The organism is Lentilactobacillus raoultii (assembly GCF_900411375.1).
Classification (GTDB): Bacteria; Bacillota; Bacilli; order Lactobacillales; family Lactobacillaceae; genus Lentilactobacillus; species Lentilactobacillus raoultii.
Map to the genome: position 1 here is coordinate 625,534 of NZ_LS422984.1, position 23,978 is coordinate 649,511.

A 23,978-nucleotide genomic window follows, 5' to 3' on the forward strand; every position below is an offset into this window, starting at 1 on the left:
ATGAATAGTATGTATTTTATGTTATCTAGATGTTAGAATGATAGTGTTGTGGAAAATAGATAGACTGGAGGGGGAGATAAAAGAGAATTTGGATAATGAATAGAAAAAACATTTGGGGGTTAAAATAATGAGTTTAAATAAAACTCTCTGAGGGTCGCACGCTCCCCTCGTAACCATCAATGAAAAAAGCCGCCTGCTCCCGTATAATATAGGTGAAGGCGGTTTCATTGTACATCGTTGCTTTATTGGTGCTTTTAAGCCTGAAAATAAAACCGATGGCCTTTGATCCTTGAGATTAACCCATTGTTGCCACGAGCACGCTTATAAAATTTCATACCCTCATCGCGATCATTAGGCAACCGTCAATTTTAATTATACGAGGAGGGCTTCACCATGGAAGTGATTGTTGAAAAGTGTTGTGGGATCGACGTCCACCAAAAACAGATCACCCTAACGACGCTGATTGGCCGGGCCGATCAAAAGCCCCAAAAACACAGTCGCCGTTATGGCACCACTTCACCAGAACTCCGTCAATGTGCTGCTTGGTTGTTAGCTCAAGACATTGAAGTGGTTTTGATGGAAAGCACTGGCCAATATTGGCGACCAGTTTGGCAAATTTTGGAACCCTATGGGTTCAAAATGATCCTGTGTAATCCGCGCATTATCAAAAATATTCCAGGAAAGAAAACCGATCAGAAAGATTCCGAGTGGATTGCTGAGTTAGCTCGCTTAGGGTTGGTGGCGGCCAGCTTTATTCCACCGCGTCCCATTCAAGAGTTACGTGAATCGACGCGGGCACGTAAGTCGTTTACCCAAGCGGCCACCCAAGTTAAGAATCAGATTCATAATATCCTCCAACGCTCGAATATTAAGTTAACGACTTATGTAACTGATATTTTTGGGACTTCTGGTCAGCGATTATTGGCACTCCTAATTAGAGACCAACCCATTACCCCCAAGTCCGTCGCCGCGTGTATGCATGACCGTATGAAAGCGCAGCCGGAACAGTTGGTGGCGGCCTTAGACGGGTGCTTATCGGCTAGTGACCGGCGTCTCTTAGAAATTCAGTTGGCGCATTTGGCTGACCTTAAGCGCACCATTCGGGAATTGGAATTACTGATTGAAGAACAGCTTCAACCCCTTGAAGACTTGTATCTTCGTTTACAGACCATTCCTGGTGTTAGTCAGCACATTGCCAAAATTATTATTGCTGAAATTGGGACTGATGTGACGCCGTTCCCATCGGCGCGCCACTTAGCTTCTTGGGCGGGCGTGAGCCCCGGCAACTATGAATCGGCGGGAATTTCGAAAGGCAGTCATGTCACCCATGGCAATGTTCATTTGAAGTCGGCTTTGGTAACCGCCGCTTTAGCTGCCAAAAAGCAGGCCCATTCCGGCCTTAAGGATTTCTTTTATCGTTTAAATCGTCGCATGGGTGCCCAAAAAGCATTAGTTGCCTTAGCCCATAAAATTTTAAAAATCATTTATGCCATGATCGAGCGAGGAACTTGTTACCAAGAATATCAAAAAGACCAGCGAGTTCAAAGTCTCACTGGTCCAACAGATGTTTAATAAGTTTCTCTAGCTAATGATATTATACAAAATTTTTTGGTAGCCGGCTACCTTTAGGTTAGTGCGGCCTCCAGGAGGTTATTTTCTTATAAAATTCATGTCTCGTTGGTAACAAAAGTGATTTTTACTTTTGTTATTAGTTTGGCTTTTATGGGGGTTTCAGCATCTGCTGACTATAATGGCCCATTTTATAATGATGGTAACAAGCCATTCGTGTACCACCTTAATGGGTCGGACACGGCTACGGCTACCATGACGTTAACTGATGATAAAAGCAACACTGAAAAAGGATTTCCAACAAGTTCTGGTACAGATGAAATTCTTCCCATTGATAGTAAAAAATGGGAAACCGGTGGTTATACAAAATTATATGCGAACCTGGATATAGAAAATAACTCTTCCACTGGTCAACCGGTTAACGAGGAGTTAAGACTAGATAATCTTGATGATAGCAAGAGTAAGGGCGTCTATGTTGCAGATTCTGATAAAGGACCGATTCTTGCTAAACTAAAGGGTTGGCTCAAAGATAAGCAAGTTCAAAAGCTTGATTTTTATACTGATAAGGGCGGTGATACTGATACTATTATCAATTCCACAGATAGTCAAAGTGATATAGACAAAAATTTTGACATTTTGGAAAATGCAAATTGGAATGCGAATGGATTTGCGATCCATGTTACTACTCCTGATGGTGGTGATGGATCTCCACTAAAAGCTGGAGGGAGTCTTTCGTTAAAAATTCCCTTAAGTGTTGCGACTAAGGCTAATTTAAAAAGTAATACTGTCGGTTTCAAAATGACTCAGTATGATGGTGAGAATCAAAATCCAACTACACTCAGACCATGTTTCTCTGAGGGATTTACCAAAGCGTCTGTTAACAGTAAACCATATTTAGTCACCGAAAAAACAACAGATGGTACGTATCAGGCAATAACAGATGATGTAAAGAGTTTAGTGCCAGATGCTAAATCGAATCCAATTATCTTTGATCCATTTGGGGTTGGCTTTGATAAAGCTGAGGATCAGCGAAACGATCCTCAGGCATTTAAGACCGGAAATTATTTTGTTGATACAAAGCCAATTTTTAAAAAAGTTTCTCAAGATGGTTGGTCAATTGACTATAGTGATAAAAAGAACAATGTGATGCCTCCATACTATCGATATATTTGGGATGATAGCTCACAACTTAAAATTGTCGACCAAGACGGGAAAACGATTGATATGAGCCAAGGCAAATATGCGACTTACGTTTCTCTAAGAAAAGTCCTTGATGCAAAAGATTGGACAATGAAAGCTGGAGAGACTGTTGACCCAAGTAAAGGGTTTGAAAGTTGGACCAATAGTACTGGGACAATTAAAGATCTTGCAGAAGCTGAGAAAGCAGGTTTGAAAGTAGGTATTAAGTCACTTAGTAATGGTAACTATGATGTTACTTATACAGTGCAGGACGCAAAATTTGATGGCGATCCTACTGTTCAAAATGTTTCGAAGACAGTTCAAGTGACTGTCACTGGTAACGGCGGCAACACTAATAACGGTGGCGGCAGTAATTCAACCAGTGGATCAAGTAGTACTGGTTCAACTACCAACACGAATCCAAGCACCGGCTCCAATTCAACCAGTAACTCGAATAATAATTCGACCAGCAGCAGTAGCAGTTCAACCAGCAATAATGGTTCCAACTCAACTTCGGTTACGACAAGTGCACATGTTAATACCAAGGGGACTGCTGTATATGCTACTAAAAAGATCGGTTTGTATAAGAAAGCTGATTTCTCGAGACGTAATCGAATTAAGTGGTATGCCAAGACTAAGCGGGTTAACCGTCCTGAATTCATCGTTAAAGGTTTCAAGCGCGATAATTCTGGTAAGCTGAGATATCGTGTTCAACAATACAATCCATATACCGGAAAATACGTCAAAGGAACTAAGGGCTATATCACAACCAGCACTAAATATGTTGTCTCTGCTTACTATCAATCAGTTCCGAAGAGTAAGAAGATTCGAGCCATTAACCGCAAAGGCGTAAATTCCTATAAGAAAGCTTCATTAACGAAGAAAGTTAGGAATTACAAGAAGGGAACTTTGCTGAAAGTTAAGAAAGTCATTCATCATAAATTAGCAACACGCTATGTTTTGACAAATGGCCGGTATGTCACAGCAAATAAGAAATTCGTGATTCAAAAGTAAAGATTGGCGCTTATTTAGAGTGCCAGTAACTAAAGCATATAAAGACCTCATCAACGCAATCAGTTGGTGAGGCTTTTTGTCTGAGATGTTTTAGCAATTTTTTAACTCTATAATCCCCAGTTAGCAAATGCCACCGCACCAACCTGTTCATTTAAATTAGGATGGGGCGGTTGTAAGGGTGTTCTAACTGAGCACCGATCTCTCGCTGCCAGTACCTCAGCCAATTTTGTGGTACTGTCTGATTTTGTGCAATAATGAATGGTTATTTAGCTTTAAATTCATTCTATTTAATAACCTATCTATCATATTCAGACTTTAATTATGCGAGTGAGATTTTTGGATCTTTAGCACAATTTAATAACAAAGACACCGCCGATCATGATTAAAATACCAATAATTTGGAGTAGATTGATTGGATTTCTTCTAGCACCAACCCAACCAAATTCATCGATCAATAAGCTGCCGGATAGTTGACCAATTAGGACGATAGCAGCGGTCATTCCCGTCCCAAGAATTGGCACTAAAACCGAATTGCCAAAGACGAAGGCTGCTCCAAAGATACCGCCAATCCAAATCCACCAAGCATTGTACTGATGCAGACGAAATTTGATAGTGTTTATTCTTGGCCTGTCAAAGAAAAAGATAATGACGAATAGCAAGATCATTCCAGTTACTAAAGAAATATAGGATGCTTTTGCGGGAGAGCCTAAAGCATGTCCCAGAGCCCCATTGATGGCTACTTGGCATGCATTCACGCCGCCGCATAAAATTCCAAGTAATCCCCAACTGAATTTACCGGCACTTCGTTGTTTTTTTACTTGAATCAATCGCTGTCGGTTGATCAGATATGTAGGCAAAACAACAGTTGTTAAGATTCCTAAGAGGACTAAGACAACACCGAGTAGACGAAAAGCGGTGATTGCATGGAATGGTGAATCAAATAATCGAAAATTATCTATCAATAAACTACCAAAAATTTGACCCAAGATAGGCATTAAAACAGTTGCAACGCCACCCAAACGTGGAAAAAGCAGAATGTTTCCCATTTGGTAAATGACACCTAAGACACCACCCAACCAAATCCAAACGGGAACATTCTGAACAAAATTAAGCGAAATTCCTAAAGATTGTCCGGTTACTAAAGCTAAAATTGCTAAAACAATTGAACCAATGATAAAATTAACAAGGTTAGCTTGCAGTGACGAGGCGATGGTTTGCTGAAGTTTTGAATTGGTTGCAATTTGAAAAGGTAGGGTAACGCCGACAATAATCCCAAAAATAATAAAGAGCATAAGACTGTCTCCTAACAATAGTTTAGTTTATAATCAAGACAGTCCAAATCGATTTGAACTGTTACCAGTATAGTCCAAAATATTTTGGATTGTCAATCTTAAATCGGTCAGTTTTTAATCATATTTTGGAAATTTGGAAGGAATTTTAAAATGACACAAAATAATCAAGAAATTATTAGGTTAGCGAAGATTTTGGCTGATCCCCTACGATTTCAAGCTTTAAATCTCATCAAAAAGGGTCGTGATGAAGATTGCGAAACGCCGGTTAATCCAGAACACCCAACTAGTTTATGTCCCACTGATTTGTCTCATAAAATGGGCATTAAAAAAACCAAGTTAGATTATCATTTAAAAGTGATGGTTGATAATCACATCATTTCAAAGTATGTTCACGGGATTCACACTTACTATGCGCCAAATTTGCAAGGGTTAAAGCCTTTGGAAAACTGGATTGTTAATTTTAAGTAATGGGCAGTTTTAACGAGGAATCCATGAAAACCGGGATGCAAATTGGCCGCTTTTAGTTATTACGTTGTGGGCTACATCATATAAAAATAAATTCATAGATTTTCAGTTTTTAAAAGCAGACTTTTTTGACTTGGTTTGATATACTATCACCTACTGTATGTTAAATTTGTAAATCGGCCGCTTAGAGCCAAATAAGGAGATTCAATGAATACAAACGACCAAAGTAATTATTTAGACCAGTTGTTGGCACCGTATTGGCAGGATTTTGTTGCTGAAAATGGCGCAGACGATATTGTGTTGAATGAGGATGCAACTAACGCGATGTATCTGCTGGCCAAGGGATTTATGGCAGCTGTGTTAACTGCTAATAACTTTAAACCACTGTCGCAATTGACGCTGGCTGATCTGAAAGCCGGGATTGAAATTCTGACAAAAGCGTCGGACTTTGATGATCAAATGGCTGATGAGGCCGATGATTTTTTGGCAAGCAGCTTAGAGCTTGGCCATTTATTTATCGCCTGGTTGGCACACAAAAAAGTGATTCAAATAACTGACGATGAGGTCGATGAAGTTTTCAATGACCAATTACTTGATGAAGCGCCGTTACTTTTCGACGATGAAGCGGCTAATGAGGATCCGGATTTCGAAGCTTATCGATATGATCGCCCAGAATTGCCCGAGTATCAGGAAAAGACGGCCCAAAAAATTAGTGACGCGACTTTGACCATCACCGCTGAGTTTCTTAAAACAATTGGTTTTAGAAAAATCGCGACGACGGCTGACGATAGTTACAGTAAACGGGTGATGGTCTGTCTCGAAAGAATTACCAGTCATCTATACGGGGAGTATCGCCAAACACCGGCTAATTGGACAGGCGAAGCGTTGAGCCACGTTATGACAAATTATTTAACAAAAGACGCACCACTATTTTCAACGGAATATCAAACTTTTGATCAAGTAATGAAACTGTTCATTGATTTTGCCGGTGAAAAAGGATTCTTGTCCCCATCCTTAACGCCAATATTAAAAGCGGCTGTTGATCAATCAGCCCCAGAGATGGTGGCATTGGGTGAAGATTCTGACAACTTTTCGCTGAATAAGGAGACACTGCTGTCACTATTGGCGCCTGCAACTCACTCAAATGACTTGTTAGGGGAATATTTGACAGAAATGAGTCAAAAAGGGAAAGCTTCTGACGCCCTTGATGGCGAAACTGTTATTTCATTTGAAGAATGGAAAAGGCAAAAACATCAATAATAGGGGTCACTGATGAACTCATAAAGCGTTAAAGGCCCAAGCAAAAATGACTTCGGATAACTGCTAATTTAACAGTTGTTCGAAGCCATTTTTCATTTTAAAAAGTGATGAGATTTTTAATCGATACTGCCTGCTTTTTGATCTTGTTGAATTTGTTCCAAGGATTTACCGGCTGTTTCTTTGAAGAAGATTTGAATAAACAAGCCCATGGCAACACAGAACAACCCGAAAATCACAAATGTCCAGACGCTGCCCAATTTATCAAGCATGACTGGGAAGAGCTGAGTTACCACGTAGGTTGCTAGCCAAAGAGCGGCTGAAGCAATTGAAGAAGCCCGGCCCCGAATTTTGTTTGGAAACATTTCGGAGATCAAAACCCAGGTACCGCCACCCCATGACATTTCAAAACTGGCGGTATGAAGGACGATCAACACAATGATAAAGATGTTAAAGGCTTTGGTAATCGGATCTTGGGCAAACAGCACAGCAATGATGAAGAGGCAAAGGGCCATAGCGTAACTGCCCCATTTCAGCATGCGTTTTCGACCAAGTTTATCGATCAGCCCCATGAAGAAGGCCACAAAAAGCACTTTAATGACACCAATAAAAACGGTTTCAATCATGGCCGCATCAGCACCGGCGCCGGCATCTTTGAAGATGGTCGGGGCGTAGTAGCCAACCGCGTTAACGCCGGTTAGTTGTTGGAAGACCGAGCACATGATGGCGACGAACAAGGCCATTCGGGTCCCTTTTTTGAAGAGGTCCTTCGTGAAACTCTTGTTTTGACTTTCGGCGATGACATTTTGCTTAATCCCTTTGACCTGGGCATCGATTTCTTCTTTTGGTTGAACGGACATCCGCTGTAAAATGCTGGCGGCCCGGTCTTCTTGATCTTTGTTAATCAGAAACCTTGGGCTTTCAGGGATGGCAAATAATAGCAGGAAGAAAATAATGCCTGGAATCATTCCGGCAAGAAACATCATGCGCCAACCAACATCCTGGTTCCATGCCATGGAGTGGGTGTTGGCAATGATTGCGTTGACAAGGTAAACGATAAAAATTCCGGTGGCAATCGCTAACTGGTAGCCACCAACCATCTTGCCGCGAATTTCCTTTGGTGCGATTTCGGCAATGTAGACGGGGACCAGCGTTGACACCATGCCGATTCCTAAGCCACCGATTAGTCGGGCGGCAATCATAATTGTCACGCTGGTTGCTGCAGCACAGCCCAAACCGGAGATGGTGAATAAAATAGCAGAAACAAACATCACGATTTTACGACCGACCTTATCGGCTAACCAACCGGCAATTAAACAACCGAAGAACGCCCCCAGCGGAATGCCACCGGAAACAAAGCCCAACACGCCGCTGGACATATGAAAGACCGGCCCGATAAAGTTAATGGCACCTGACATAACACCTTGGTCGTAACCAAATAGGAAACCACCAAAGGCTGCTACGAAAACGGTCACCAATAAATATCGGGTATAGCCCTTTGATTGAGTCTTCAAAATAAATCATCCTCCTAATAATAGCAATTAAAACATGTGGTGCATGGTTGTTGTATCATCTCCCTAGTGTAAGCTGACCAGTAGCCTGGCTTCAGCAGTGAATCCACTTACACTAGCTATTATATTCTGATGTACTAGATTGTCAAGAAAATTTCGAAAAGAAACTAAAAAGGTCAGGCTACTGGTGGAGAATTAGACAATTGATAATTAAAGGATAATGAGAGAATTGGTGACGTGATGGTGATTTTTGATGATGATTAGTCTATCAAACCATGTAAAATTTAGTCTGTTCTTTTTTAAGAAGGCTGATAAAAGCTTCGAAAGTAATATATTAGTGTGAAGTTAGTTATAACGTCAAATTTAAAATGATCAGGGGTAGGCAGCCAGTTGTAAAAAGTTTAGTTAACGGTAAGTGACGTCATCGGAAAAGGAAAAACAACCTGAGAAAGTGCTGATAAAAAGGCATCCTCTCAGGTTGTTTTTTGATAAAAATTTAATGCATCATACTGAAAAACTCATGAAACGATCACAGCCGAAGTTACTCAACTGCTTTTTCGATAACAACTTGACCCTGGTCAGTGGTCCGAAAAACCACGCGATCACCAGCTTGCAGAAGATCTGCGGCGTGTAACTCTGCTGGCATTACGACTCGACCATCGTTGGAAACTATCTGTACATTCTTTGACATAATAATTCCTCCTTGAAGTCTATAATGTTGTTGAGCTCGCAGTTACATTAAAAATTTAAATTATGTAACTGCGAACATTCTATCATATCATTTAAAATTTGCAATCGATTCGGGCAATTTTTAACAAATGACCAAGGATACGCTGGGATGATCGCATCATTAACAACAGCATTCTTATAAAAATGGTTAAAGTACGTTAATTTTATGGTCCTTGAGTGTAAGCGCTTGATTAATTGACGAAAATCGAGTACATTATCCTTGCTGGTGTATCGATACACCCATTTAAAAATAGCAGAACTAGTTGTGTTGAAATAAACCAAGGTTGATTCGTTTAGGAGGATAAACATGATGACAAATTTTGATAAAAACAGTTTTTCTTTGAAAGGCAAAGTGGCATTAATTACCGGTGGTGCTGAAGGATTGGGCCGAAATTATTCAATCGCACTGTCACTGTATGGAGCTGACATTTTTATCGTTAGTCGGTCTCAAACCGGGTGGCAGGAGATTCAGCAACAGATTGAAGAAAATGGGCAACAGGTTGGCTTTTTCCAGAAAGACATCACGGAACCAGGAGCTGCTCAGGAAACCGTTGCGAAGGTGATGGATCAATTTGGCCATTTGGATGTTTTAGTGAACAATGCCGGGATGCAATTGCGAAATAACGTATTGGATTTTAAAGATGCGGATTGGCAAAAGGTCATTAATTTAAATTTGAACGCACTGTATTACATGTCCCATGAAGCGGCCAAAGAAATGGCCAAACAAAAGCACGGTAAGATCATTAACATTGGGTCCATGCAATCTTATCGGGCTGGTAAGTATATTTTTCCTTACACTGCCAGTAAACACGGTGTTTTGGGCCTGACCAAAGCATATGCGGACGCCTTGGCACCTTACAATATCCAAGTAAATGCTTTGGCACCGGGCTATATTAAAACCAACATGACCAAGCCACTGCAGGATGATCCGGTTCGGGGACCCGAAATTAAGGGTCATATTCCTTCCGGCGAGTGGGGCGTGCCGGAAGACTTAATGGGACCCATGGTTTTCTTGGCGAGTTCAGCAGCTGATTACGTCACAGGTGTCATGTTACCGGTTGATGGGGGATATTTGCTTAGATAAGACTAAAATGAATGCCCCCAAACTCTGGTCGCGGGGATCAGCTGAGTGGCCGGTGTGACCGCTTTGGGCTCTTTGATGGTAGTAAGCAGCGTTTTAGCAGCGGATCGACCGATCTCCTTTGGGTCTTGTTGCATGAGATCAATTCCGTCACTGACAAATTTGGACCAGTCCCAATCATCAAAGCTGGCGAGACCGATTTGATCGGGAAACGTTAACTGGAGTTCTTGAAATGCCGTTAGTGTTTTGAACAACAGTGGCCCCATTAATGAAACAACAACCGTCTTTTTGCCCTGATTCAAGTAATGACGGATTTGTTGAGGAAGCCAATCATCAGTATGGCCGGCTAAGTTTAATTCAATGACTCGACTGGCGGTTTCTTTGACACTGTCTTTAAACCCTTTGATTCGGGGCACTTGAGCCGAGATTGGCACAGTGGTGCTGCTAATCAGTAGCAGTTGGTCATACCCGGCTTTAATCAGTTCGGCGCCAAATTGGCGGCTGGCTTGGAAATTATTCGTCACGACTTTACCAACCGTTTCGGGCTGGTCGCTAACTTCCCGATCGACAGTTACCATCGGCACGTGATTTTTCAAAATAACTTGATAATTCTTAAAATTGGGTTGGCTGGGTTGAATGATCAACCCGTCAATCTCCTGCTCGAGTAGTCGATTGATGCCTTGACGTTCTTCTGAAGCTGAGTTGTTTGCATTTAGTAAAAGGACACTGTAATCCCTGGGTTGTAAAATTTCGTAAATGCCGCTAAACAGCAGTGATGAGAATACATTTGAAACATCACCAACGATCACGCCGATCATTTTGGATTGGTTGGTCCGCATTTTACGAGCGGAAGCGGAGGGATGGTAGTTCAATTGTTGAATAGTGGTCGTAATTTTAGCTTTTGTCTCGGAACTCATTTTGCTAAAGTTGCCGTTTAGGTAACGGGAAATTGTGGTGACGGAAACCCCGGCTGCTTTGGCAACGTCAGAAATTGTCACGTTTTTCATTGATTTAGGTCATCCTTCCTGATTGTGTAAACTTATCATAACGCAAAATGCGGCCAAGGTGATTGCTGGTTTTTAAATGACAGGATGAATTAAGCCAACAAACAACCCCCGCTGAACCATTTTTAAATGGTCTCGCGAGGGTTGTTTGTTGACTTCTAATTGAAATAGAAGTTAATGATCAATTAGGACAGTGATAAGCCACCGGTATAGTGAGCTGAAGCACTGGTTAATACTTTAAGACTGTAAGTTCCCTTGTCCACGTTCAGGGAACCTTTGGCAGCGCCGGTGCTTGACTTAAGCGTTTTGTAAAGTGAGCCATCTTTGTAGATCTTGATGGCGAATGGTTGACTTGAAGCACTGCCATCTGAGTTATAGGTGCTGACGGCGTAATTCAACGTTGCGTTATCATTGGTTGCGGTCACCGAAGTTGAATAGCCCTGGTTGGCATCCGTATAGCTCGAGCCTGTGTAACGTGGTGCCTTATGGGTGTAGTCTTGAGCCACTTTGGTTGGCGTGCTGGTTTTAAAGGCCCCAAAGTCCACTTTACTGAGTGACTGGGAGGCATCGGTCTTAGCCGGCGTTGTCTTCACAGAGTTGTTGTTTGAAGCGTGGTCATTTGCTTTAGCGGGTGTTGAACTGGTTGCCTTGTTATCAGCTGCCTTGTTGTCGTTTGCCTTGGCAGCTTGTGAATTCGCGGTTTTGGCACTGGTTTGGTTGGTGTTTTGATTACCAGCCTTTGCAGTAGCTTGGTTAGTGGTTTTATCGCCGGCCTGTTTGTTATTGATTGCTTTGCCAGCCTGTTGATTGTTGTTGGTTTTACCGGCTTGGGCGGTGGTTTGCGTTGGGGCACCGGTAGCGGCATTGGCAGCGACACTGGTTGCCAACGTTGGTGCGATCATTGCCAAAGCTGCGGTTGAAGTGTATAAGATGTGTTTTAATGTCATAGATTTAAGATCTCCCTTTTTCTTTTGATTGGAATTGTGTTTTTGTATTCATATAGCATGAAACCGGTCAAGTGACTCAGTTTCAAACATCCCCGAGTCATCATTGAACGTGGCCAACATTCAATGACTTGAAACTTGCTAATCACTCCCTTCGGATTTGATGTTTCTTAATATAGATGATGCCCCTTAACTAAACCTTAAAGCAGCCGATTTTTTTCGAGTGCGTTTAAAATTAAATGGCGGGTTAGCGGTTGAATCGTTGGTAGCGTTGGATTTGAGCAATTTAAAAATAGTCAAAAAAGCCAACCCGTTTTTCTAAAATGCGAACAGGTTGACTCTTTTAGGAAATTATTCAGGTTATCTTAGCAGTCGCAATCAACTGCGCAATTTGACAAGTTCTTTAAGTACATATTGTTAATTCGGTATTGTTCAGCCACTTCAGTATTGATTGGCTGATTGTCCCGACGCAGAATCAATTCGGCCAGTGGCGCAAACCGTTGTCGATACTTGTAGACGTAGCAGAGAATGACTTTGCCGTGAACGACTTCCGGGCCGACCATGAAGACGTTTTTGGTGCGGGTTGATTCGTCTTCATCATTTAGAACGGCGCGGGCGTTTTCAACCGCAAACAAGTCCTTCACCAATTTACTTTGGGTATTTGAAAAGCCGGTAGCCAGTAATGGTTGGCTGGTAATTAATTGTTTGGCTCCGTTAGCGAAATCTAACTGGTACTGGTCCCCAATTTTTTCAATTTGAACGACTTTAGCGTCATTTTTAACGGTAATCGAACTTTCAAATGGCTGGAAATTGTTGAAAGTGTAGGTCGATAAACGCTTGCTGGGGTCGGGTTCGTCCAAATTGAACGCCGGTTCAGCTGTATAGAGGGTTGATTGAATGCCCAAAGCGGCTAAATGAGTTGCCAAATCAAAGGCGGACTCATTACCGCCGATGATCGTTTGGGGCCCCTGACCGATAAACTGATCATACTCTTTAATGTCCCGATAGTGGCGGCCTAACTCGGCGTTCTTAATGTTGGCTGTATCTGGGAACGAGTAATCACCCAACGCAATGATGACGTATTCGGCGACGATTAGCGAGTGATCGGCTAAGTGGATGTGGTACTGATCGTTGGCGGCTTTCTCGATTTGAACGACGTCGGCATGTTCTTCAACCGGTAACTGATAGTAATCGACCAAGGAGTTTAAATAGGCTTGGTATTCCGGCCCCGAGGGATGTTCTTCCAGTAGAGTGAAGGCTGGGGAAGTGGTTGGGGTGACCGCATTTAAATCAGGCACACCAAAGCCGTTGGTGGTAAAGGAAGGCGAAATAAATCGGGTTTGGGTGTTCCAATGCTGAAAGCTGTTTCCAACCTGGCCCTTTTCGAGGACAATGTGGTCCTTTAGCCCATATTGTTTAAGGGCAACGCTCATCCCGATACCGGCTGCTCCGGCACCAATGATGGCAACTTTATATTGACGATTTAACATTAACGGCAGCTCCTTTTTCTTGTGGATGACTTAAACGATTGAGCACAGTTTTGGATAACCAATACGCAACGGCTGATCCGACAATGGTGATCAGGGCGGTGATAGCGATTGCCAGTAATTCAACGCCTGCAAAATGACCGTTGCCGGTTAAAAGACCGTTAGCGCCGGCCGGGTTGACTTTTTGACTGGCAAATAGGATCAAGCCTACCGTGCCGACTAACCCACCAATGGCGTTGATACTAAATGAATCGACCGCATCGTAAAATCGGTTGGTAGTGTGGCAAACTTGCGTGACTGCCCAACAGGTTAGCCCACTGACCAGGGCGGTTAAGCTTATTTGGAAGGGTGACACGTAACCCACCAGGGCGGTGCTGGTTACCAAGCCGCAGATTACGCCGTTAATCAACTCATCCATTTCCAAAGCCTTATTCCGGCGATAAGCGGCCAGCCCCCAACCGAGTGTCGCAAACAAAACGGCTAATAGAGTATTTAAAATGATCAGGCCCGCTAAACTGGATAGTTGACCCAGTGGGGCTAAATTAAAACCGAACCAGCCGACAAAGATCAGCACCATGGCGGTGTAATTGTTGGTATTACCAATTGGTGCCGCATACGGTTGCTCCTTAGGTCGGCTTATCAAGGTTGCCATGACCAAGCTTGTTAGACCGGCGGTAAGATGGACCACCAACCCACCGGAAAAATCCAAAGCTCCCAAGTGATTTAACCAGCCACTGGGCGACCAAATCAGGTTGGCCAGTGGGCCGTAAACCAATAGGAGCCATAGCGGGACGAAAAGCGTGAAGAAGTGCCACGAAAATCGTGGCACAATGCTACCACTAAACATGATGACCGCGTATAAAAAGAAGTCCAATTGAACCAATAGGCTGATCAATTCAGAGGTGTGGGGGACAGTTTGCCAGATCGTTAATAATTGGGATAATTGGCCGTGAGCGGTACCGGCTTGAAAAGCTTCAAAGTAGCCAAAAATAATCCAGGCAATAATGCCGATTAAGATACTAACCAGCATCCCGACCATCCCGCGATTTAGTACCCGGCTGGTTAATGCATGGCTGTAAATGACGGGGACACTGAAGATCATGGGAATCATGATCAAGGCGCAGACTAAAAGAAACAAGTTTTGCATGTGAGTGATCCTTTCTATTAAAATTGTAAACAGTAATTATTACTCTTTACATAGTCGCAAAAAAATGGCCGACTGTCAATTCTTAAAATTAGAAATTAACAATCGGTGGGGAGCCTCAATCACTGTGAACAGCGACAATCATCCGGTGGACAATCACAATCAAGCTGGTTAGGTGCGGTTAATTGGCGTTGCTTCAGGATCGCCATTAGTTGGGCGATATCTGTCTGGTCCAATGGTAGGGTTGCCAATTCGGTTGCCAAAATTTCACCAACCTTAACGGTACAGGTACTTTGAAGTAGATGGAGTGATTTTTCCAGAATGGCGTCGGGTTCACTGACAACCGGGCGATAACTAAAGGCCCGGCCCCGTTTCTCGGTTCGCAAAAGCTGCTTTTTGGTTAGCCGCTTTAACAACGTTCTCACCGTTGATGGCGCCCATTGGTGGTCTTCTTGGACAGCCGAAATGACTTGATTGCTGTCAGGATTGCCAAAGGTCCAAACAACCCGCATAATTTGCCATTCGGCTGCAGAAATTTTGAGTGCTTCGGTTTTAGTTGGCATTGTGAAACTCCTTTCCGGCTAATGGTGACATTAATTTGTGGAAAACAACGTGATTTCAGCGACGGTTACCCTTTTAATCCCGCTTCCTGACGGGCCATATTTTCAACAACAACATCGAAGATTTCACCGAGTGACGCGCCGTATTCCAGAATTTGCCACGGTTGATTGGTATGAAAATGAATTTTCATCAAGTCAGCATCGCCACCGACAATTAAGGAGTCACCAACAAATTTTTTAGTGATTTCCTCAGAAATTTGGTGATCGGTCAATGGGCTGCCGACAATTAATAATTGGGTATCAAATTTGTATTTAATGGGCATAGTAACTTCCTTCCAATTTAATGGTGGACCACCAATTGTTTAAAGCTTCGTTCGAATTTCCATCTGGGCAGCAATAGTAAATGCCAGCAGCAATCACACTGCAGGCGGATGTCGGCGCCTAAGCGGATAATTTGCCAAACTTGGCCGCCACAGGGATGGGGCTTTTTTAACCTGACATGGTCGTTTAAATGATAACTTGGTCGATTTTTCAATCCGAAGACCTCCTGATGCTAAAAGATGGCAGCTTGCAATTAATGATCGTCTCTAATAGAATATAAATAGTAATGGTTACGTTTTAATATTCTATAGCGCTCGATTTTCGAAGTCAAGGACGATTGTGCGTTAACAACTAATGAAAGGATGGCAAGCTCATGAAACTTTCAGCAAAACAATTGCGTCGATTGATCGCTCAGGTCGACGATGATCCAAAAGAGAAACAAGACGATTGTTGTCAGTCGGATGGCTGCTGTTAAGCCGTCGATGAGAAACTAAAAGCGCTTGGCAGTCGGGGTTAAAACCTGATGCCAAGCGCTTTTTATTCATTAAAGGAACGGGGCCCATCGTCAGTTAGCAATGCCAAGTCCCACCGATTGAATTGATTAGCTAAATCTTCAAATCAGTGACTTACCACGATTTAAAAAGAGCTGGTAAGTGATTGGCTTAGGCAATTTTGAGCGCTTTGGCAAGGCTTAATGATAAGATATAAGTAACTTTAGATGTTTGGGATAAGACCAAATAATTTCCAAAGTCGACATTGAAAGAAGGCTTTTTTATGCAATCTTTGGCGGAAAAATTGAACCAATTAACCCCCGAAGAACTGATTAAATTAACTTCCGGCGCAGATTTTTGGCGATCGACTGCCATTGCCAAGGCTCACATTCCCAGTTTTCGAATGAGTGACGGGCCAAATGGGTTGCGCTATCAAGCAGGTGAAGGGGATGCACTGGGAATTAATGATAGCGTTGTCAGTACGTGTTTCCCCACGGCCAGCGCGATTGCCTGCACGTGGGATCCTGAACTGGTGGCTGAGATGGGCCGGGCAATTGGCTTGGAAGCCCGCAGTTTAAAAGTTGATATGGTCCTGGGCCCTGGCATTAATATCAAACGAAATCCGTTGTGTGGCCGTAACTTCGAGTACTTCAGTGAAGATCCATATTTAGCCGGCATGATCGGGGCTGCTTGGATTAAGGGACTGCAATCACAGGGGGTGGCCGCCTGCTTGAAGCATTTTGCAGGGAACAATCAGGAAAACGACCGGCTCTTATCGGATTCTCTGATTGATGCCACCGCCCTTCATGAGTTATATTTGGAAGCTTTTCGCATTGCTGTTCAAACGGCCCAACCGGAAGGCGTCATGTGTTCTTATAACAAGGTTAACGGGACCTATGCCAGTGACAACGCTTATTTATTAACCGACGTTTTACGCCATCAATGGCAATTTAAAGGAACGGTTGTCACTGACTGGGGTGCATTAAATAACAAAGTGGCCAGTTTAAATGCCGGCACCGATTTGGAAATGCCATCCAGTCACAATATGTTCGATCAACAGGCGTTGGCTGCCTTAAAGGCGGGCCAGTTAAAACCCAAAGCCCTTTTTCGAGCGGCTGGAAACGTTGCTCGACTGGCTGAAACCCCTCGGCCTGAATTTAAAGGGAATCGTCAGGATTTGCTGGCTAAGAATGGGCAGTTGGCCCAAAAGATTGAGGAACATGCAGCCGTGTTATTGAAAAATGATGATCAGATTTTGCCGCTTCAACCCACACAAAAATTGTTGGTCGTCGGTCAGATGGCAGCGGAAACCCGGTATCAGGGCGCTGGTTCTTCCCACATTAATCCACCGGCTCACACCTCGATTTTAAAGGGGCTAACCAAAGCCGGCATTGCCTACAATTACCAGCAAGGTTACGATTTCACTAATGAAACGGCCGGGCAACTCACTGCCGCCGCGGTCACGGCCGCTAAAAAGGCGCAAACGGTTGTGGTAGTGGCTGGTTTACCTGAGAATGATGAATCGGAAGGCTTTGATCGCCAAAACATGAGCTTACCGGTTAATCAGAATGTGTTGATTGACCGATTAGCAGCGGTCAACCCAAATATCATTGTGTTGCTGGTAGCCGGAGCACCGGTTGAATTGCCGTGGCTGGCCAAAGTTAAGGGGTTGCTCAACTTGTATTTGGGTGGCCAATACGTTGGGGATGCTGCTGCAGCAATCTTGACGGGAAAGGTCAACCCATCCGGTAAATTAGCCGAAAGCTATCCGGCGGCCTATCAGGATGTTCCATCGGCTGAGATTTATGATCAAAATCCCCGTTCAGTTGGTTATGCTGAAAGCGTTTATGTTGGCTATCGTTATTATGAAAAAGCCAAGCAGCCGGTGGCCTTTCCGTTTGGCTTTGGGTTGAGCTACACCACTTTTAAACTGAGTGACACTAAGTTGAGTCGTGATCACATCCAAGCCGGCCAATCGGTTGACGTTACCGTTAATGTGACTAACACCGGCCACTGGGATGGTGCCGAAGTTGTTCAGGTATACGTTGGTAATTCACCTAAGCGGGCCCTGAAGCCATTAAAGGAATTGAAAGGGTTTCAGAAAGTCTTTTTAAAGGCGGGTGAAACCAAGTCGGTCACGATCACGCTGCCAACTCACGCTTTCAGTGAATGGAACGATGAGCAGCAGCGCTGGCAGCTACCGACAGCCGATAAATTTGTGATTGTGGGCATCAGTTCGGCTGAAACGTTACCACCGTTAGTCGTTCAAACGGTTGGCAAACCGTTAGCTGATAACCCACAACTACCAACTTGGTACATCACACCGATCGGCAAACCAAGCTTGGTTGATTTTACGAAAATGAGCGGGCTAACCGTTCAATCACCGATTATCCCCCGGCCCGGGCAATATACGCGGTTGAATACGCCTCGAGAATTGGGAACGCATTCATTGATTGTGCGTAAAGTGGCCGAAATTGTTAAAAAGAACATGACAAAGGGCATTTCGGATCCTAACAGTCCGGAGGCCAAGTTCATGGAAACCATTGTCATGGACACGCCACTGATTCGGCTGGCACAACAGTCCAGCGGGAAACTGTCATTGACGTTGGTCGATAAGTTGGTGGCAGTGGCCAATCGGCATTATTTTAAGGCGGTGTTTGGGTCTTAATGAGGGGGAATAAACAATGAGACAGCAACCTAAATGGCGGCTTGCGGCCGCACTCTTATCGATTTCGGTTCTTTTAACCAGTGCCAATGCAGTTGCTGGCACCATTCCGTTGATGGTTAAGCAATTTCCAACGGTGCCGCTAAGTCAAATCGAAAGCTTAACCACGATTCCCAGTTTAAGTGTGTTAATTTTTGTGATCCTAAGTAATCCAATTGCCAAGAAACTCGGTAATAAATTAACGGTTTTGATCGGGGTGTTGATTGTCCTGATCGCTGGTCTTATCCCAATGGTGGTTCAGTCATTTTGGCTGATCTTAGGGTCCCGATTTCTATTGGGTGCCGGCATTGGGCTATTCAATGCGATGGCCTATAGTTTGATTAGTACCTATTATCAAGGCACACAGCGCCAAACGATGATGGGTTACCAGGGCTCGGTCAATTCCCTGGGAAATATTTTGATGTTTCTAATTTCATCGTTTCTAATTGGTTTCGGTTGGCGCCAGGTTTACTTATATTATTTAATGGCGATTCCGGTACTGATTCTATTTTGGTGGGGTGCACCAACTGATCAACCAACCACTGAAAGTCAAACGCAGCAGCCAACCAACCAGCAACCCATCAGCTTGGGGAAACTATTGAAGGGTCGCTTGATGATTTATGCATTACTGGTTCTTTTCAGTATGATGATCATGCAGACGGTCATTGTGAAAATTTCCGGTTTGATTTTGACAGCTGGTTACGGCAAAATTGCCGATGGCAGTATTGCATTAGCGATTTTAGGCGTTGCTAATATGATTGGTGGGACTTTGTACGGCCGCCTGTTTAAGCTAATTCATCGGTTGATTTTACCGGTGGGCTTATTAGTGGCCGCAATTGCCCTGTTTGCGCTGGCTGGTTCGAGTTCTTTAATTTTGACGTATACACTCACTGCGGTTGCTGGTCTGAGCACGTCGTTAGTAGGACCCTATCTGTTTGCGGAATCCGCGGAAATCGCCGGCAAGGGAAATGAAACCCTGGCTTCGTCAATTTTAATTGTTGGCATCAACATTGGCGTGTTCATCACACCTTATGCTTTGTCGGGCCTCAGTCGACTGATTGGCAGTGATCAACCGGCACCAATTTTGGTAGCCGTAAGTGTTGTTTTAGCGGTAATTGGGGCTTTAACATTTTGGTTGAAAGGATCGGATTCTGCTTCAATTAGTAATGATTGAATTTAGAAAATGACAAAATTGCAACTGATGGTGACATATTTGATGTCATTGCCGGCTGCAATTTTTGGTATATTTTAAAATGAAAAGCCATTTTGGACAATCTTTGGACAATGTCTGGATTTTTACCCCTAAAAAGCATGCCATAATGCTATTGTGGTCAAATAGAAAACCAGCTGATGTCTTAACCTCACTTGATGAGTGTCTCCTCCAAAAAAGTTGCGGACTTAGCTGGCTTTCTAAAGCTGACATTCTATTAATCCAAACATCCAACCTAACTTGAAATGAAAAGCTGTTGATTAATAGAAGTCATCAATGATCACTTGGCGATGATGCTGATCATCATCAATTTAGAAACGAAACGTCACTTCACCGGTGGCGTTTTTGTTTACTCTAAAATTTCAAAAAATGAAAGGAAGTTTTTTCAATGGATACAACAGCAGCCCAGAATACCGCGGATGGGTATACGATTTCCGAGTCCGGAACCTTCACCTTCAATACCAATTGCCGGGTTCGGTCAACACCGGAGATGAGCGATGCCGGGTTAGCCACTTATGATGCGGGACAGTCTGTGAATTACACCAGCAAAGAAAAGAACGATAATCATTTTTGGCTAATCTATACCGGTGATGATGGGTCAACTCGGTATGTCCCATACGCCAACATTACTAAGGGCACCTATTTTGGAACGGACTCCAATTCGGATGATCCGATTCAGGCTTCCAGCGGCGGTGATTCTGGTGGCGATTCAGGAAGCACTGGCGGTTCGGGTTCAGGTGGCGGCTCTGGTTCAACCACGACTGGTCAATTAGGGACACTAACGGGACAGGATGGTGCAAATGTCGCGGACCAAACCGCTGATGGTACGCTATATACCACTACTGGTAACTTTACCTTCTCAGAAAACGCCGCTGGTCGAGCTAATCCGGTGATGTCGGATTCCCATGTGGCCTCATTTAAATCTGGGGATGTCGTAGCTTATCAGGCTAAAGAAAAAAATGATGGTCATTATTGGTTACAGTATGTTTCGGGATCGGATGGGAATACGTATTACGTTCCATATGCGACGATTAATCCTTTCCGATACTACGGAACTGATGACACTCCCGGGGATCCGGTTTATGATAATTCTTCCAGCAATTCTGGCTCGAATGGAGATAATGGTGGTGATTCGGGCTCAGGCGGTGATTCAGGTTCCGGTGGTAACTCTGGTTCGACAACTGGCTCACGACCACAAGGTGGAACCGATACGGGCACCCCAACGTTGAGTGGGGCAACACCACAATCAACCCTTGATGGTTATGAATTTCCTTCAACGGGAACTGTTTACATGGATAGCGGTGCGGCAACTCGGACGGCACCGGTATTTGATGACGACCATAAAACAGGAACTACTCATAAATCTGGTGATAGTGTGCATTACGTAGCTAAAACTAATGGTGACAATCGGATGTGGGTCAAATTCACGGATGGCAATTATATGCCAATTGGTCAACTGGATGATTTGCCATCACATGCCGGCGAGAAAGTTAAGCAAGGCGATATTTTGTTCCACGAACAAGTTGGCTATGTTCAGGATCAAAACTACGAACAGCCGTGGCAGGATATTTGGCCATATATTCAAAATACGACAACCACTGACTGGGACAGTTCAGAAGATTCCAGTAGTATTGAAACGGAAACTGTTGACACCAGTTTTACACCATCTGCAGATGAACAAAGTCAGCTGGAAACATTTCACGGTCAAGTTAATAACTCAGCAGACATGCATGATGACGATGTTTTAATTGCTTATATTACTGATACTCACTACGATAGCTACAAAACCCCGGCAACAGCACGGGTTCTTCACAGTATGATGCTCATGAGCTGGTATGCTAAAACTTATGGGGTTGATTTGGTTGTCCATGGTGGTGATGTGAATGATGGAGTTAAGCCTAAAGATCTTAGTGAGATTGATGTTAATCGCGCTGTTGATGCGATTAAGCTCAGTCAGCGACCATATATCATTTTGCAAGGCAATCACGATGATAATTCGGGGTATGCACGTAATATTACCCGTTATGATTCTTCACAGGTAATTGGTAATGACGATGCATGGAATATCCGTGGCAGTCAGTGGTTAAATCGTCCAACTCAAAATAAAAATGATGGTGTTTTTGGGACTTACGACGTTCCTAACAGCAATCTAAGTATTGTTGTATTGGATGGTTTTGATCAACCGGATGAATTAGAGATCAATGGAAAAGTCGGCTTCGAATCATTTAGACATGGTTACACTCGATACGACACTGACCAACAAGCTTGGCTTCCCTCGGCACTTAACAGCATTCCAAGTGGCAATAAGGTGTTAGTGTTTAATCACATTTCGTTAAGAGGTGTCACGGGATGGAATCAAGGCGAACGAAGTGCATTCGAGAATAATACAGTAACCAACCCAACTGGAGTAGAAGAAAGCAGCAAGATTTATAATGATTTGGTAAATTATCAAGCCAGTTCGCATAATATTCTTGGTGCGATTGTGGGGCATACCCATAAGGACGATCACACCGTAGCGGGAGGTATTCAGTTTATCCGGCAAACCTGTGCCTTGGCTGATCGTGGTGACGGTAAAGGGCAACGAACAATCGATGGTCAAGACAACAATGCTTGGACAATTCTTAGAGTTAGCCCAAGTGCTGGTACTGTTCATCAGTATCGATTTGGCTGGAGTAACGCTAGCTGGTTCTTAAGTCAATGGAGCCTTTAATTAACAAAAAGGAGCCGTTTAGTGCGGCTCTCTTTACATAATGTTTAGTTTGGTTTGTAAGTGCTAGGATTAATGGTTGGATTAGCTGGACAAATGTAAATTTCGTATTCAAATTTATTGTGGATACTTCCAGAATTTGTATATGTCGTAAATGATGTTGGATAACTAGCCACGCCAATGTGATAGCCAGCGTATTGTGACAAATTTGAATATTCGATTACGTTCAACGGGTCTTCGACTTGTTTTTTCAACGTATTAATATCAGCTTCTGGAACACCCCCCTTTTCCTCAAGCAACCCCTTTGGATCACCACCATATAATTTGACTAGACGTTCAGGGAAAAGTGTTGCTGAATCCTCAGGACGGTGTTCGTCAATCCAAATAGAATAGGCAGCTAAATGATCAAGTTTGGAATCCTCGGTTAATCCCGGGAAAAGTTGAATAATTTTTTCGTTAATGCCATCTGTATCGTAATGTAAATTCATTGTTGAATCTGGTGAAGAATTGTCGTTGTTTGCGTTAGAGGAGCCATCAGAACCAGCGCTTGTGCTATCATCATTAGCTGGTTTTAAATACCCCTTCCAGATCCACCCCTGCAGTGATTGATCAGAATTAGTGACGTGATAATAGATAGAGTACATGTTTAAATTCTTTAAGTAGAGTTTTTCATGAGCATCCGTATACCAAGCCACGTTGGCGGTTTCTGTATTGTAGCCATATCGGGTCCCCAAATGTTTGGAAAATCTGGCACCAGTGGGCGCAGTAAACGCATGACGCCCCATCGCTTTGCGCCAAATGAGTTTAACTTCATGTGAGCGTTTAGCGGAATACTGACTAGCTGCGGATGCAGTTGGTTGAGTTGCAAATAACGTGGTAATTCCGGCTAAGGCAACTGCCAAGTCCTTAATTACTTGATGTTTCATTGATTACTCGCCTCCATTGCCTATAAGTATAGCGCGGTGAGGTGTTGGTAGAAAACAAAAATTCGAATTTGAAATGGGTCAGTTTATGATCTATTACCAAAACATGTAAGAAAATATTGCGAAACCTTTAAATCAACTTGGAACTTCTGTCAAAAACCGCTTCATTTGCTGGAATTAAAGCCATTTGGACAATCTTTGGACAATATCTGGATTTTTACCCCTAAAAAGCATGTCATAATGCTATTGTGGTCAAATAGAAAACCAGCTAATACTTTAACTTTACTTGATGAGTCGTCTCCTCCAAGAACTGAAGGTTTAGCTGGCTTCCTAAAGATGTCATTCTATTAATCCAAGCAACCAACCTAAATTAAAATAAAAATCTG

19 protein-coding genes are annotated in these 23,978 nt (G+C 43.3%); 8 read left to right on the top strand and 11 right to left on the bottom strand.

Annotation, left to right across the window (positions count from 1 at the left end; genetic code table 11):
- Nucleotides 1–393: 393 nt before the first annotated feature.
- Both ED605_RS04590 and ED605_RS14720 read left to right on the top strand, forming a co-directional pair.
- Nucleotides 394–1,572, top strand: coding sequence for an IS110 family RNA-guided transposase (locus ED605_RS04590; protein ID WP_121977703.1), 1,179 nt, complete (start codon nucleotides 394–396; stop codon nucleotides 1,570–1,572).
- Between the two features lie 150 nt (nucleotides 1,573–1,722).
- The gene (locus ED605_RS14720; protein WP_225419041.1) at nucleotides 1,723–3,762 is read left to right on the top strand and encodes a DUF5776 domain-containing protein; all 2,040 of its coding nucleotides are present in this window, start codon (nucleotides 1,723–1,725) and stop codon (nucleotides 3,760–3,762) included.
- A gap of 344 nt (nucleotides 3,763–4,106) precedes the next feature.
- Here ED605_RS14720 and ED605_RS04600 read toward each other — a convergent pair whose 3' ends face one another.
- Nucleotides 4,107–5,054 (bottom strand): DMT family transporter, encoded by a 948-nt coding sequence (locus tag ED605_RS04600; RefSeq protein WP_121977704.1) that lies wholly within the window; start codon nucleotides 5,052–5,054, stop codon nucleotides 4,107–4,109.
- Nucleotides 5,055–5,204: 150 nt separating this feature from the next.
- Here ED605_RS04600 and ED605_RS04605 point away from each other — a divergent pair, with 150 nt between their 5' ends.
- Nucleotides 5,205–5,522: an ArsR/SmtB family transcription factor gene (locus ED605_RS04605; protein WP_121977705.1), complete on the top strand. Its 318-nt coding sequence runs from the start codon at nucleotides 5,205–5,207 to the stop codon at nucleotides 5,520–5,522.
- Nucleotides 5,523–5,726: 204 nt separating this feature from the next.
- The gene (locus tag ED605_RS04610) at nucleotides 5,727–6,779 is read left to right on the top strand and encodes a hypothetical protein (RefSeq protein ID WP_121977706.1); all 1,053 of its coding nucleotides are present in this window, start codon (nucleotides 5,727–5,729) and stop codon (nucleotides 6,777–6,779) included.
- A gap of 116 nt (nucleotides 6,780–6,895) precedes the next feature.
- Here the strand turns inward: ED605_RS04610 and ED605_RS04615 are convergent, their stop codons facing one another.
- Complete coding sequence (locus ED605_RS04615; protein WP_225419042.1) at nucleotides 6,896–8,290, bottom strand: sugar porter family MFS transporter; 1,395 nt, start codon at nucleotides 8,288–8,290, stop codon at nucleotides 6,896–6,898.
- 538 nt (nucleotides 8,291–8,828) lie between these two features.
- On the bottom strand, nucleotides 8,829–8,978 hold the full coding sequence (locus ED605_RS14575; RefSeq protein ID WP_162919748.1) for an AbrB/MazE/SpoVT family DNA-binding domain-containing protein: 150 nt from the start codon (nucleotides 8,976–8,978) through the stop codon (nucleotides 8,829–8,831).
- Nucleotides 8,979–9,326: 348 nt separating this feature from the next.
- Between ED605_RS14575 and ED605_RS04620 the strand changes: the two genes are divergently transcribed.
- A complete protein-coding gene (locus ED605_RS04620; RefSeq protein WP_121977708.1) occupies nucleotides 9,327–10,100 on the top strand; it encodes an SDR family NAD(P)-dependent oxidoreductase in 774 nt (257 codons plus the stop codon).
- Nucleotides 10,101–10,102: 2 nt separating this feature from the next.
- On the opposite strand, the gene ED605_RS04625 is transcribed toward ED605_RS04620, so the two are convergent.
- The 7 genes from ED605_RS04625 to ED605_RS04655 all read right to left on the bottom strand — a co-directional run bounded on the left by ED605_RS04625 (nucleotide 10,103) and on the right by ED605_RS04655 (nucleotide 15,771).
- Nucleotides 10,103–11,104 (bottom strand): LacI family DNA-binding transcriptional regulator, encoded by a 1,002-nt coding sequence (locus tag ED605_RS04625; protein WP_121977709.1) that lies wholly within the window; start codon nucleotides 11,102–11,104, stop codon nucleotides 10,103–10,105.
- Nucleotides 11,105–11,286: 182 nt separating this feature from the next.
- On the bottom strand, nucleotides 11,287–12,048 hold the full coding sequence (locus ED605_RS04630; protein WP_121977710.1) for a hypothetical protein: 762 nt from the start codon (nucleotides 12,046–12,048) through the stop codon (nucleotides 11,287–11,289).
- Between the two features lie 362 nt (nucleotides 12,049–12,410).
- A complete protein-coding gene (locus ED605_RS04635; protein ID WP_121977711.1) occupies nucleotides 12,411–13,535 on the bottom strand; it encodes an NAD(P)/FAD-dependent oxidoreductase in 1,125 nt (374 codons plus the stop codon).
- Nucleotides 13,516–14,679, bottom strand: a complete 1,164-nt coding sequence (locus ED605_RS04640; RefSeq protein WP_121977712.1) for an ammonium transporter family protein — start codon at nucleotides 14,677–14,679, stop codon at nucleotides 13,516–13,518. The genes ED605_RS04635 and ED605_RS04640 overlap by 20 nt, the downstream gene beginning before the upstream one ends.
- 119 nt (nucleotides 14,680–14,798) lie before the next feature.
- Entirely contained in the window at nucleotides 14,799–15,239 is a 441-nt protein-coding gene (locus ED605_RS04645; RefSeq protein ID WP_121977713.1) for a CopY/TcrY family copper transport repressor, read from the bottom strand.
- 65 nt (nucleotides 15,240–15,304) lie between these two features.
- Nucleotides 15,305–15,559: a fatty acid kinase subunit FakA-related protein gene (locus ED605_RS04650; protein WP_121977714.1), complete on the bottom strand. Its 255-nt coding sequence runs from the start codon at nucleotides 15,557–15,559 to the stop codon at nucleotides 15,305–15,307.
- A gap of 17 nt (nucleotides 15,560–15,576) precedes the next feature.
- Nucleotides 15,577–15,771 (bottom strand): DUF951 domain-containing protein, encoded by a 195-nt coding sequence (locus ED605_RS04655; RefSeq protein WP_121977715.1) that lies wholly within the window; start codon nucleotides 15,769–15,771, stop codon nucleotides 15,577–15,579.
- 560 nt (nucleotides 15,772–16,331) lie between these two features.
- Here ED605_RS04655 and ED605_RS04660 point away from each other — a divergent pair.
- From ED605_RS04660 to ED605_RS14580, 3 genes are all read left to right on the top strand, one after another.
- On the top strand, nucleotides 16,332–18,716 hold the full coding sequence (locus ED605_RS04660) for a beta-glucosidase (protein ID WP_121977716.1): 2,385 nt from the start codon (nucleotides 16,332–16,334) through the stop codon (nucleotides 18,714–18,716).
- A 16-nt stretch (nucleotides 18,717–18,732) separates the two neighbouring features.
- On the top strand, nucleotides 18,733–19,926 hold the full coding sequence (locus tag ED605_RS04665; RefSeq protein ID WP_121977717.1) for an MFS transporter: 1,194 nt from the start codon (nucleotides 18,733–18,735) through the stop codon (nucleotides 19,924–19,926).
- 424 nt (nucleotides 19,927–20,350) lie between these two features.
- Nucleotides 20,351–22,672, top strand: a complete 2,322-nt coding sequence (locus tag ED605_RS14580) for an SH3 domain-containing protein (RefSeq protein WP_162919749.1) — start codon at nucleotides 20,351–20,353, stop codon at nucleotides 22,670–22,672.
- 44 nt (nucleotides 22,673–22,716) lie between these two features.
- Here ED605_RS14580 and ED605_RS04675 read toward each other — a convergent pair whose 3' ends face one another.
- The gene (locus ED605_RS04675) at nucleotides 22,717–23,595 is read right to left on the bottom strand and encodes a hypothetical protein (RefSeq protein ID WP_121977718.1); all 879 of its coding nucleotides are present in this window, start codon (nucleotides 23,593–23,595) and stop codon (nucleotides 22,717–22,719) included.
- Between the last annotated feature and the right edge of the window lie 383 nt (nucleotides 23,596–23,978).

Coding starts and splice junctions, on each gene's coding strand:
- ED605_RS14575 (WP_162919748.1), bottom strand. CDS start 8,978: ATGTCAAAGAATGTACAGATAGTTTCCAACGATGGTCGAGTCGTAATG.
- ED605_RS04645 (WP_121977713.1), bottom strand. CDS start 15,239: ATGCCAACTAAAACCGAAGCACTCAAAATTTCTGCAGCCGAATGGCAA.
- ED605_RS04600 (WP_121977704.1), bottom strand. CDS start 5,054: ATGCTCTTTATTATTTTTGGGATTATTGTCGGCGTTACCCTACCTTTT.
- ED605_RS04590 (WP_121977703.1), top strand. CDS start 394: ATGGAAGTGATTGTTGAAAAGTGTTGTGGGATCGACGTCCACCAAAAA.
- ED605_RS04675 (WP_121977718.1), bottom strand. CDS start 23,595: ATGAAACATCAAGTAATTAAGGACTTGGCAGTTGCCTTAGCCGGAATT.
- ED605_RS04660 (WP_121977716.1), top strand. CDS start 16,332: ATGCAATCTTTGGCGGAAAAATTGAACCAATTAACCCCCGAAGAACTG.
- ED605_RS04625 (WP_121977709.1), bottom strand. CDS start 11,104: ATGAAAAACGTGACAATTTCTGACGTTGCCAAAGCAGCCGGGGTTTCC.
- ED605_RS04665 (WP_121977717.1), top strand. CDS start 18,733: ATGAGACAGCAACCTAAATGGCGGCTTGCGGCCGCACTCTTATCGATT.
- ED605_RS04630 (WP_121977710.1), bottom strand. CDS start 12,048: ATGACATTAAAACACATCTTATACACTTCAACCGCAGCTTTGGCAATG.
- ED605_RS04605 (WP_121977705.1), top strand. CDS start 5,205: ATGACACAAAATAATCAAGAAATTATTAGGTTAGCGAAGATTTTGGCT.
- ED605_RS04640 (WP_121977712.1), bottom strand. CDS start 14,679: ATGCAAAACTTGTTTCTTTTAGTCTGCGCCTTGATCATGATTCCCATG.
- ED605_RS14580 (WP_162919749.1), top strand. CDS start 20,351: ATGGATACAACAGCAGCCCAGAATACCGCGGATGGGTATACGATTTCC.
- ED605_RS04620 (WP_121977708.1), top strand. CDS start 9,327: ATGACAAATTTTGATAAAAACAGTTTTTCTTTGAAAGGCAAAGTGGCA.
- ED605_RS04650 (WP_121977714.1), bottom strand. CDS start 15,559: ATGCCCATTAAATACAAATTTGATACCCAATTATTAATTGTCGGCAGC.
- ED605_RS14720 (WP_225419041.1), top strand. CDS start 1,723: ATGGGGGTTTCAGCATCTGCTGACTATAATGGCCCATTTTATAATGAT.
- ED605_RS04610 (WP_121977706.1), top strand. CDS start 5,727: ATGAATACAAACGACCAAAGTAATTATTTAGACCAGTTGTTGGCACCG.
- ED605_RS04635 (WP_121977711.1), bottom strand. CDS start 13,535: ATGTTAAATCGTCAATATAAAGTTGCCATCATTGGTGCCGGAGCAGCC.